The organism is Phenylobacterium sp., from assembly GCF_030654915.1.
Classification (GTDB): Bacteria; Pseudomonadota; Alphaproteobacteria; order Caulobacterales; family Caulobacteraceae; genus Phenylobacterium.
Map to the genome: position 1 here is coordinate 1 of NZ_JAURWM010000192.1, position 9,136 is coordinate 9,136.

General features: G+C 67.1%; 9 protein-coding genes. 2 read left to right on the top strand and 7 right to left on the bottom strand.

Features of this window, described 5'->3' with window-relative positions:
- Window positions 1-922, bottom strand: a 922-nt coding sequence (locus tag Q7T84_RS09890) for a M17 family metallopeptidase (protein WP_304808284.1), incomplete at its 3' end; no start/stop codon positions are given.
- A gap of 109 nt (window positions 923-1,031) precedes the next feature.
- Between Q7T84_RS09890 and Q7T84_RS09895 the strand changes: the two genes are divergently transcribed.
- Window positions 1,032-1,835, top strand: a complete 804-nt coding sequence (locus tag Q7T84_RS09895; RefSeq protein ID WP_370653644.1) for a tetratricopeptide repeat protein — start codon at window positions 1,032-1,034, stop codon at window positions 1,833-1,835.
- Here the strand turns inward: Q7T84_RS09895 and Q7T84_RS09900 are convergent.
- Window positions 1,832-2,512, bottom strand: a complete 681-nt coding sequence (locus Q7T84_RS09900; protein WP_304808287.1) for a Crp/Fnr family transcriptional regulator — start codon at window positions 2,510-2,512, stop codon at window positions 1,832-1,834. The two genes, Q7T84_RS09895 and Q7T84_RS09900, sit on opposite strands and share 4 nt — an antisense overlap.
- A gap of 81 nt (window positions 2,513-2,593) precedes the next feature.
- Here Q7T84_RS09900 and Q7T84_RS09905 point away from each other — a divergent pair, with 81 nt between their 5' ends.
- Window positions 2,594-3,418 (top strand): TauD/TfdA family dioxygenase, encoded by an 825-nt coding sequence (locus Q7T84_RS09905; RefSeq protein WP_304808288.1) that lies wholly within the window; start codon window positions 2,594-2,596, stop codon window positions 3,416-3,418.
- 7 nt (window positions 3,419-3,425) lie between these two features.
- On the opposite strand, the gene Q7T84_RS09910 is transcribed toward Q7T84_RS09905, so the two are convergent.
- Genes Q7T84_RS09910 through Q7T84_RS09930 form a run of 5 tightly spaced genes read right to left on the bottom strand, consistent with a single transcriptional unit; the run spans window position 3,426 to window position 9,074 of the window.
- Complete coding sequence (locus tag Q7T84_RS09910) at window positions 3,426-4,412, bottom strand: type II secretion system F family protein (RefSeq protein WP_304808290.1); 987 nt, start codon at window positions 4,410-4,412, stop codon at window positions 3,426-3,428.
- A 13-nt stretch (window positions 4,413-4,425) separates the two neighbouring features.
- Window positions 4,426-5,406, bottom strand: coding sequence for a type II secretion system F family protein (locus tag Q7T84_RS09915; protein WP_304808292.1), 981 nt, complete (start codon window positions 5,404-5,406; stop codon window positions 4,426-4,428).
- Window positions 5,407-5,408: 2 nt separating this feature from the next.
- Entirely contained in the window at window positions 5,409-6,917 is a 1,509-nt protein-coding gene (locus Q7T84_RS09920; protein WP_304808294.1) for a CpaF family protein, read from the bottom strand.
- A gap of 1 nt (window position 6,918) precedes the next feature.
- A complete protein-coding gene (locus Q7T84_RS09925; RefSeq protein ID WP_304808296.1) occupies window positions 6,919-8,391 on the bottom strand; it encodes a CpaE family protein in 1,473 nt (490 codons plus the stop codon).
- Complete coding sequence (locus Q7T84_RS09930; RefSeq protein WP_304808298.1) at window positions 8,391-9,074, bottom strand: CpaD family pilus assembly protein; 684 nt, start codon at window positions 9,072-9,074, stop codon at window positions 8,391-8,393. Before Q7T84_RS09930 ends, Q7T84_RS09925 begins: the two co-directional genes overlap by 1 nt.
- Window positions 9,075-9,136: the final 62 nt, after the last annotated feature.

The window sequence follows — 9,136 nt, forward strand, 5'->3', positions numbered from 1 at the left end:
TGTTGCCTACCTCGATGGTCAGGCCCTTGCGGCTGTCCAGCACATCGCCCGGCCGCATGGCGTCGCCGGAAATGGCGTTTTCCACCACCGGAATCAGGATCGCCAGCCGCACCGGCAGGTTGGCGGCCATGATCATGCGGCCGAGCGCCAGGACGTGGGCGGCGCCGCCCAGGTGCTGCTTCCTGTTGCGCATGCCGGCCGAGGGCTTGATGTCGAGGCCGCCGGTGTCGAACACCACGCCCTTGCCGACCAGGGCGATCAGCGGCTGGCCGGCCCGTCCCCAGGAAATCTCGATCATCCGCGGCGCGCGGTGCGGAACCGCCGCGCGGCCGACCGCGTGGACGGCGGGATAGTTGGCTTCCAGCAGGCCCTCGCCGGTCACGACGGTGATCGAGGCGCCGTACTGCTCGGCGATCTCGCGGGCGATGGTCTCGATCTGCAGCGGGCCCATGTCGTTGGGCGGGGTGTTGACCATATCGCGGGCTAGGGCGCAGGCGTGGGCGATGCTGCGCACCTCGGCGACATTGACCTGCTCGGCGGCGACCAGCCGGGGGCGATCGTCCTTCTTTTTCTTGTAGCGGTCGAACCGGTAGCTCCCGAGCGCGAAGGCCAGGGCGATCTGCTCGGCGGCGATTTCAGGCGGCGCGGAGGCGATCCGATAATCGCCAGCCGGCAGCTTGGCCGCCAGGGCGCGGAAGGTCATGGCGTCGGCGCGTTCGCCCAGGCCGAACAGCACCCGGTCGATCCCGCCCTCGGTGTTGGGCGTGACCAGGACCTGGCCGGCCTTGCCCTTGAAATCGGAAAGCTCGGCGAAGGCCTTCACGAAGGCCTGGCGTCCGGCGAGGAAGCCCGGCACGTCCTTCTCGTAGAGCGCGTGGACCGGGACGGCGTCCTCGGTGTGATCGACGACGACTTCGGTCATGGCGTTCTCCAGGCCGCCCACTCGGCGGCATTATACTTAACGCTTCCTTTAAGCGGGCAAGGGATGGTGGCCAGGCCATCATCCGGAGCCCGAGACTTTCATGTGTCGCATGTCGGCCCTCGCCGCAACCGCCCTCGCCCTTTGCCTGGCGTCTGGCCCTGCGCTGGCGGCCAAGCCTGACAAGGCGGCGAGCGTCGCGGACGCTGCGAGCGCGTCGCGCAAGGCCACGCCGCAGGAACGAGCCCAGATCAAGGGGCTCGATCCCCTCGCCCGCGCCGCCTTCTGGACCAGGGAGGCAAGCAACGATCCAGCCGACGCCGAGGCCGGGCTGCAACTGTCCCAAGCGCTGCGTCAGATGGGCAACTATCCCGACGCCATCGTCGCGGCCCAGAAGGTCGCCCTCGCCCAGCCTCGGAACATCGAGGCCAAGCTGGAGATCGCCCGCGCCCACATCGGTCGTGGCCAAGGGTTCTACGCCATCGAGCCAGCGCGCGAGGCCCAGGCCCTGGCGCCGCGCGACTGGCGCATCCCCTCGCTGCTGGGCGTGGCCTATGAGCAGGCCCAGCGCCCCGACGAGGCGCTCGCCGCCCATCGGCTGGCGCTGAGCCTCGCGCCTGAGAACCCTTCGGCGATCAGCAATCTGGCGCTCTACCACGCCGCCCACGGCGACGCCGCCCAGGCCGAGACGATGTTGCGCCAGGCCGCCGCCAAGCCCGACGCGCCCATTGTCGTGCGTCAAAACCTGGCCCTTGTGCTGGGTCTGCAGGGCCGCCTCGCCGAGGCCGAACGCCTCGCCCGCCAGGATTTGCCGCCCGAAACCGTCGACAACAACATGGCCTGGCTGCGCGGAGCGACCAGCGCTCCAGCCGCTTCGGGCCGCTCCTGGGAAGGCGTGCGCGCCGCTCAGCCCTAGCTGTCGGCGACCGCCTGCAGGCGCCTGACGTCCTCGACCCAGATGCGGCCGTAGTCGAGCCGCACCGCGCCCTCCCGCTGGAGGACGGCCAGATGGCCGTTCACGGTCTTGCGGGTCAGGCCGATCATCTCCGCCAAGCCCTGCTGGCTGATATTGAGCACGGCCGGCGCGGCGCGGCCCCGCGCCAGCATCAGCAACCGCGACGCCAGCCTCTGGCGCGGCGGCAGGGCGGCGACCTCGGCGGCCATCTGCAAGGCGTTGCGGAGTTGAAAATAGACCACGGTCGCCATCGCTCGCCAGATGTCGGGCCGCAGGCGCGCGATCCGCTCCAGCCCGGCATCGGAAACCCGCAGCAGCAGGCTCGGCTCGGCGCAGACCGCCGTCACCAGCCGCGGACCGCCGCCAAACCGCATGGTCTGGCCCAGCGCGGCGCCCGCCCCCGCGTGGCTGATCCGCACCTCCCGGTCGCCGGGGGCCTGGCAAAACAGATCGACCGCCCCCTCGATCACCACCATCAGCCCGGTCTCCTCGTCGCCCTCGGCCTGCGCCCACTGGCCGGCCCGCAGACGGCTCAGCGCCCCCTCCGCCACCAGCGCCTCGGCCAAGCCCGGCTCATAGGCCTCCAGCCAACGCGCCGCGTGCAACAGCCCCAGCGCCTGATCCCGATCCTCGCTCATGGCCACATTGTAACCCAAGTGACAATCACAGACCAACGCCGGCATACACTATGTGAAACAAACACCGCCAGGGAGGCGACCATGACCGCCATCGTCCGCGAGACCGAAGGCTGCGGCGCCGAGATCGCCAACATCGCCGTGCCGAAGGCGACCGACGCCGAGATCAACCTGATCCGCGACACCGTCTACAATCGCGGCGTCGCCTTCCTGCACGACCAGCACCTGACGCCCGAAGAACAGATCGCCTTCGCCGAGCGCATCGGCCCGATCGTGCTGAACCGCTATTTCCCCAAGACCGAACGCTATCCGCAGATCGCCAAGGTCGAGAAGACCGAAGAGCAGAAGACCAACATCGGCGGCGGCTGGCACACCGACCACAGCTACGACCAGGCCCCGGCCATGGGCTCGGTCCTGCTGGCCATCGAGACCCCGCCCACTGGCGGCGACACCCAGTTCGCCAACATGTACGCGGCATATGAGGCGCTGTCGGACGGGCTGAAGGCGACCCTGTCAGGCCTGAAGGCGCGTCACGCCTCCGAGCACATCTACGGCATGGAAGGCGTCTACGGGAAAACCGACCAGGCCCACCTCGCCGGGCACGCCGAGAACCCCTGGGCGGTGCACCCGGCGGTGATCACCCACCCCGGCAGCGGCCGCAAGGCGCTCTATGTGAACCCGGCCTTCACCTTGGGATTCGAAGGCTGGAGCCGCGAGGAGAGCGCCGCCCTGCTCGGCTACCTCTATCAGCACGCGATCAAGCCGGAGTTCGTCCATCGCTTCCAGTGGAAGCCCGGCTCGATGGCGATCTGGGACAACCGCGCCACCTGGCACCTGGCCATGAACGACTATCAGGGCCAGCGCCGCCTGATGCACCGCATCACCATCGCCGGCGGCCCGCTGCACTAGTCCGCCCCTAGCTGGGCGCGCCACCCGAGGCCATCATGTCCATGACCGTCATCACCGCCGGCCCCAGGATCACGATGAACAGGACGGGCAGGAAGAACAGGATCATCGGCACGGTGAGCTTGGCCGGAAGCTGAGCCGCCTTCTTCTCGGCGGCGGCCAGCCGCATGTCGCGGTTTTCCTTGGCCATCACCCGCAGGGCCGAGCCCAGCGGGGTGCCATAGCGTTCGGCCTGGATCATGGCGGTTGTCACCGACTTGATCCCCGGGTGGTTGGTTCGCCGGGCCAGGCCTTCATAGGCTTGACGGCGTTCCGGCAGATAGGAAATCTCGGCGGTCAGCAGGGTCAGTTCTTCCGCCAGCTCGATGGAGGAACCGCCGATTTCCTGGCTGACCTTCTGGATCGCCGCCTCGATCGACATGCCGCTCTCGACGCAAATCAGCAGCAGGTCCAACGCATCGGGAAACGCGCCCATCACCGAGTCACGCCGCTTCTGGGCGACATTGCTGATGAAGATGTTCGGAGCGTAGTAGCCTAGGGCGAGGCCGCCCACGGACAGAGCGATCCGTTGCATGCTCGGCAAGCCGAAATCGTTGATCAGGAATAGGTAGACCGCGACGATCGCTCCGAAGGCGAACGGCAGGACAAAGCGGAAGAAGTAGAAGGTCGAAACGGGACGCGGTCCGCGGAAACCGGCCTGGGCGAGCTTTTCCACCACCTTCGGGTCCTCCAGCAGCCGGGATAGCTGCAGGCGATCGACGACCCGCTTGTACATACCCTCGTCCGTATGCCGCAGGCTGCTTTGCCCACCCTTGGTGGCCAGGGCCTCCCGAGACTTTCGCCGCAGTTCCTCACGGCGAGTAGACACCGACTTGAGCCGGTTCTCGAGGTTGGAACGGCCAAACATCGGCGTGGCGATGGAGACGATCGTCGCAAAACAAACCAGCGCCACGAAGGCCGCCAGGATGTTGTCCGGATTGGTGAGCATGGAGATCATGTTCGCTGGCCGGTCACATTTTGAAGTTGATCATCTTGCGCATGCTGACGATGCCAAGCGTCATCCAGAACGCCCCCACCATCAGCATCATGTGACCGCGCGGATCGGTGAACAACGGCTTCATATAGTCCGGCGCCGTCATGCTGATCAGGCCCGCGACCGCCGGCGGCAGCGACCCGATGATCACCGCCGAGGCCACCGCCTCGCCCGACAGCGCCTTGACCTTTTCACGCATGAGCTTCCGGGCTCGAATCACGGTGGAGAGGTTGGACAGGGCTTCGGCGAGGTTGCCGCCGGTCTTCTGCTGTATGGCCAGCACGATGGCGAAGAAGCGGACCTCGGAGGTCGGCATGTTCTCGTGCATCTTCTCCAGCGCCTGATCGACCGAGACGCCCATGCTGATGCTCTCGACCAGTCGATGAAACTGGCTGGCGAGCGGCTCGGGAGATTCCTGGGCGATGACGCGCAGGCTGTCATGGACCGGCAGCCCGGACCGGATGCCCCGCACGATGATGTCCATGGCGTCGGGGAAGTCCGAGGTGAACTTCTTGATCCGCCGGTTCGCGATAAACCCCACCACCCAGCGCGGCAGACCAAGGCCGCCGGCGAAAGCCAGGCCCAAGGCGATCAACGGCGATTGGCCCAAGGCGATCACCAAGCCGAACGTCACCAGCCCCACGGTCGCGCTGATCACCCAGAAAGTCCGGACGCTGATCCCCAGCCCAGCCTGCTGCAGTCTAGCTGAAATGCTGAGCGTGGCTTTCTTCTGCTGGCGGTCCTGATCGCGCAGGGTCTTCAGGATCTGTTTCCGCCGCTGGTCCTGAGCCGCGGCCGGGCGCCTACGCGCATCGCGTGCCGCCTCGCCCCCGCCGACGATGGCCTGGGCGCGTTTCATGGTCTTGGCGTCGGCCGATCCCGAGCCGCCGGCCAGAGCGAAACCGACGCCGGCGATGGCGATGAAACCCAGAACCGCGATCAACAGGGTGAGGAGCATCGCTATTCCGCCGCGTCGAGCGCTTCGGCGAGTTCGCGCTCCAGGCCGTAGTAGCGGGCGCGGTCCCAGAAGCGCGGACGAGCGATGCCGGTCGACCTATGCCGTCCCAGGACGTTGCCGTCGGCGTCGTCACCGGTGATCTCGTAGACAAAGAGATCCTGGGTGATGATCACGTCGCCTTCCAGCCCCACCACCTCGGTGATGTGGGTGATCCGTCGCGAGCCGTCGCGCAGGCGCGCGGCCTGGATGATCACGTCGACCGATCCGACGATCATCTCGCGGATGGTCCGCGAGGGCAGGCCATAGCCGCCCATGGTGATCATGGACTCCATCCGGCTGATCGCCTCGCGCGGGCTGTTGGCGTGCAGCGTTCCCATTGAGCCGTCGTGGCCGGTGTTCATCGCCTGCAGCAGGTCGAAGGCTTCGGGGCCGCGGACTTCGCCGACGATGATCCGCTCCGGGCGCATCCGCAGGCAGTTCTTCACCAGGTCGCGCATGGTGATCTGGCCCTGGCCTTCCAGGTTCGGCGGCCGGGTCTCCAGGCGCACCACATGGGGCTGCTGCAATTGCAGTTCGGCGGCGTCCTCGCAGGTGATGACGCGCTCGGCCGGGTCGATGAAGGCGGTCAGGGTGTTGAGCAGGGTGGTCTTGCCAGAGCCGGTCCCGCCGGAGATCACCAGATTGCATCGGCACGCGCCGATGACGCCTAGGACCCGGGCGCCTTCCGGACTGATGGAGGCGTACTCCACCAGGTTCTTCATGGTCAGTTTGTCTTTCCGGAATTTCCGGATGGTCAGGGTCGGGCCGTCCAGCGCCAACGGCGGCGCGATGACGTTCACGCGGCTGCCGTCCGGCAGACGGGCGTCGCAGATCGGCGAGCTTTCATCGACCCGGCGTCCGACCTGGCTGACGATCCGCTGACAGATGTTCATCAGCTGAGCGTTGTCGCGGAAGCGGACATTAGTCAGCTGGACCTTACCGCCGACCTCGATGAACACGCGGCCCGCACCATTGACCATGATGTCGGCGATGTCGTCCCGCGCTAGCAACGGCTCCAGCGGCCCATAGCCCAGGACGTCGTTGATGATGTCCTGGACAAGCATGTCCTGCTCGACCACCGACATCGAAACGTTCTTTATCGCCACCAACTCGGCGACGATGTCGCGGATTTCTTCAGCCGCCTGCTTGGTGTCCAGCTGCGCGAGCTGAGCCAGATCAATGGTGTTGATGAGGGCGTTGAAGATGACGGTCTTGGTCGAGTGGTAGTAGTCGCTCTGCTCGCGCACGACCTGGGTCGTGGGCGCAGGCCCTTGAGCGGCCCGAAGCTGTTCGAAGGCCGGCGTCGCCTTCGGACCGGCGACCGGCTTGCCGCGCTCGGCCTTCGGCTGAATTTGGATAGTCGCGGCGGGCTCTGGCTTTGGACGCACGGCGACGCCCGCGTCATCCCCTGGTGGGGGCGGTGCCTGGCGCGGAGCCGAGGCCTCGTTCGCCGAGGGGCGCTTGCCGAACATGCTACTTCTTCTTGAAGAGGCCGGAGAGCAGTGAAGACTTCTGCTGGGCCGGCGGCTCGCGTCGCGCGATCTGCTCGGCCAGGTGGTCGATCCCTTCGGCCGAACGCGACTTGGGGTTCACTTCGGTCAGCATCTGGCCATTATTGGCGGCCTGGCCAAACAGCTTCGGATCAAACGGGAGGCACAGAGCCGGCGTCAGGCCTAGCGCCTCGCCGAAGTCCTTGACCGGAATCTCGGGGCGGCCAGGAACGCCGACTTGGTTGATCACCAGACGCGGCGGGGCGTCGTTGGGTCGGGCGCGGCGCACCAGATCGATCACATTCTTAGCGTTGCGCAGCGAAGCCAGGTCGGGTGTCGCCACGATCACCAGGTCGTCCGACGACAGCAGGATCTTGCGCTTCCAGGCGGTCCAGACGTGCGGCAGGTCAAGCACCACGAACGGGGCGGCGGCGCGGATTTTCTGAGTAACTTCTTCAAACGCCTCGGCGGAAATGTCGTAGTCGCCGTCCAGGCTGGCGGGCGCGGCGAACAGCGACAGCCGCTCGGTGCAGCGGGCCATCATGCGATCCATCAGCACAGGATCGAGGCGGTCGGGCTGGGACAGCGCGTCCACCACCCCCTGCAAGGGGTCCTGGTTGAAGTCGAGGCCGGCGGTACCGAAGGGTAGGTCGAGATCGACCAAAACGGCCCCGGTCTGCAGCCGCTCGGTGATCGAATAGGCGATGTTGTGCGCGATGGTTGAGGAACCCGATCCGCCCTTGGCCCCGCAGAAGGCGATCTGCCGGCCGATGAACGGAGCGGAAGGGTCGGAATAGAGGCCGGTCACCGCACGCACGAGCAGCAGTGGCGTGAGCGGCGGAACCAGATACTCCGAGACGCCGCGGCGCATCAGTTCGCGGTAGAGGGCGATGTCGTTGGCGGCCCCGATCACCAGGACCTTGGTGCCCGGATCACAGACCTCGGCCAAGCGATCCAGCAGCGTCAGCAACTCGGGACCTGGATCGGCGCTCTCGACCATGACCAGCGACGGTGTCGGCTGGGATTGATAGGTCGCGACAGCCGCCGGCAGGCCGCCCATGCGGGTCACGACGGTCGCGCGCTCCATCCGTCGATCCAAGGCGGCGCGCTCGGCGAGTTCGGCGGTTTCCGCGGCGACGCAGAAGATGTGGATGGTGATCCGCGGCACGGGCGTCTCGCCGAACGCGGCCTCCGCCCCGACCAGCATGTCGTGGACCGGATGGCTGACCTGAGCCGGAAGCGGCGGCAAGACCACGGTTTCAGGCTCTGCGCGGGGATCATCGAACGCCTGTACCTCCGGCTCGACGTCCGGTAGGGGCGGCAAGCTGGCGAACGGATCTTCCGCCGCCGCGGCGGACGGCGGCGGCTCACGCCAAGCGTCGGTCTGAGACACCGAGAAGTCGTCGTCGGCTTCGAAATCCAGGTCGAAAGGGTCCTGGCCCTGCTGCGGCTTCATCACTTCACCACCAGAGAGACCGTACCCTTGGCCTTCTCGTCCGCCTCCGACGAGGTCAGTTCGCCCTTGCGGTACTTGTCGAGCACGACGGCGCGTCGCTGGGCGTCGGCCGGATCGAGCGTCCGCGGCGTGGCCAGGTCGGCGGGATTGGCGACCTGCGCGGCCATGTTGGCGGTGACCGCGCATCCGAAGTTCGGCTGAACCTCATTGGTCATCGAGTGAGCGACGTTGGTCCAGGACCGACCGCAAGACGGGATAATCACTGCATACCGCAGGAAGCCGACGATCAGGGGGGCCGCGGCCTCGCCCTTGGCGTCGTAGCCAATCAGGCGGATCGCATTGGCGGGCACGCCCTGCTCGACCAGGAAGGATCGCGCGTTCTCGCCCGAGCGGGAGACGGCGCCAGGATCGGGACCGCCGACCGGGGCCTGGACGACGACCTCGCCGCCGTCGGAGCTACGCCAAGTGTCGGCGAATGTAGTCAGGGCGCCCGCCTGGTTCGAAGACAGACCCTGAGCCCGCACCGCCAGCCGAATCTCCTCCGGCTGCGTGGTGACATCGGCTTTCCAGAGTTCGGTCGGCGTGCGCGCCGTGGGCGCCTGCCCAGCCTGGAGCGGCGGCGTCGCGGCGCAGGCCGACAAGGCGACGGTCAGCGCCAGGGCGATGAAACGAGGTGCGCTCATTCGATCACGTAGCCGTAGGGCCCCTGGTAGCTGCGGCCCGGCTGGGCCCCGGAGTTGGCGTT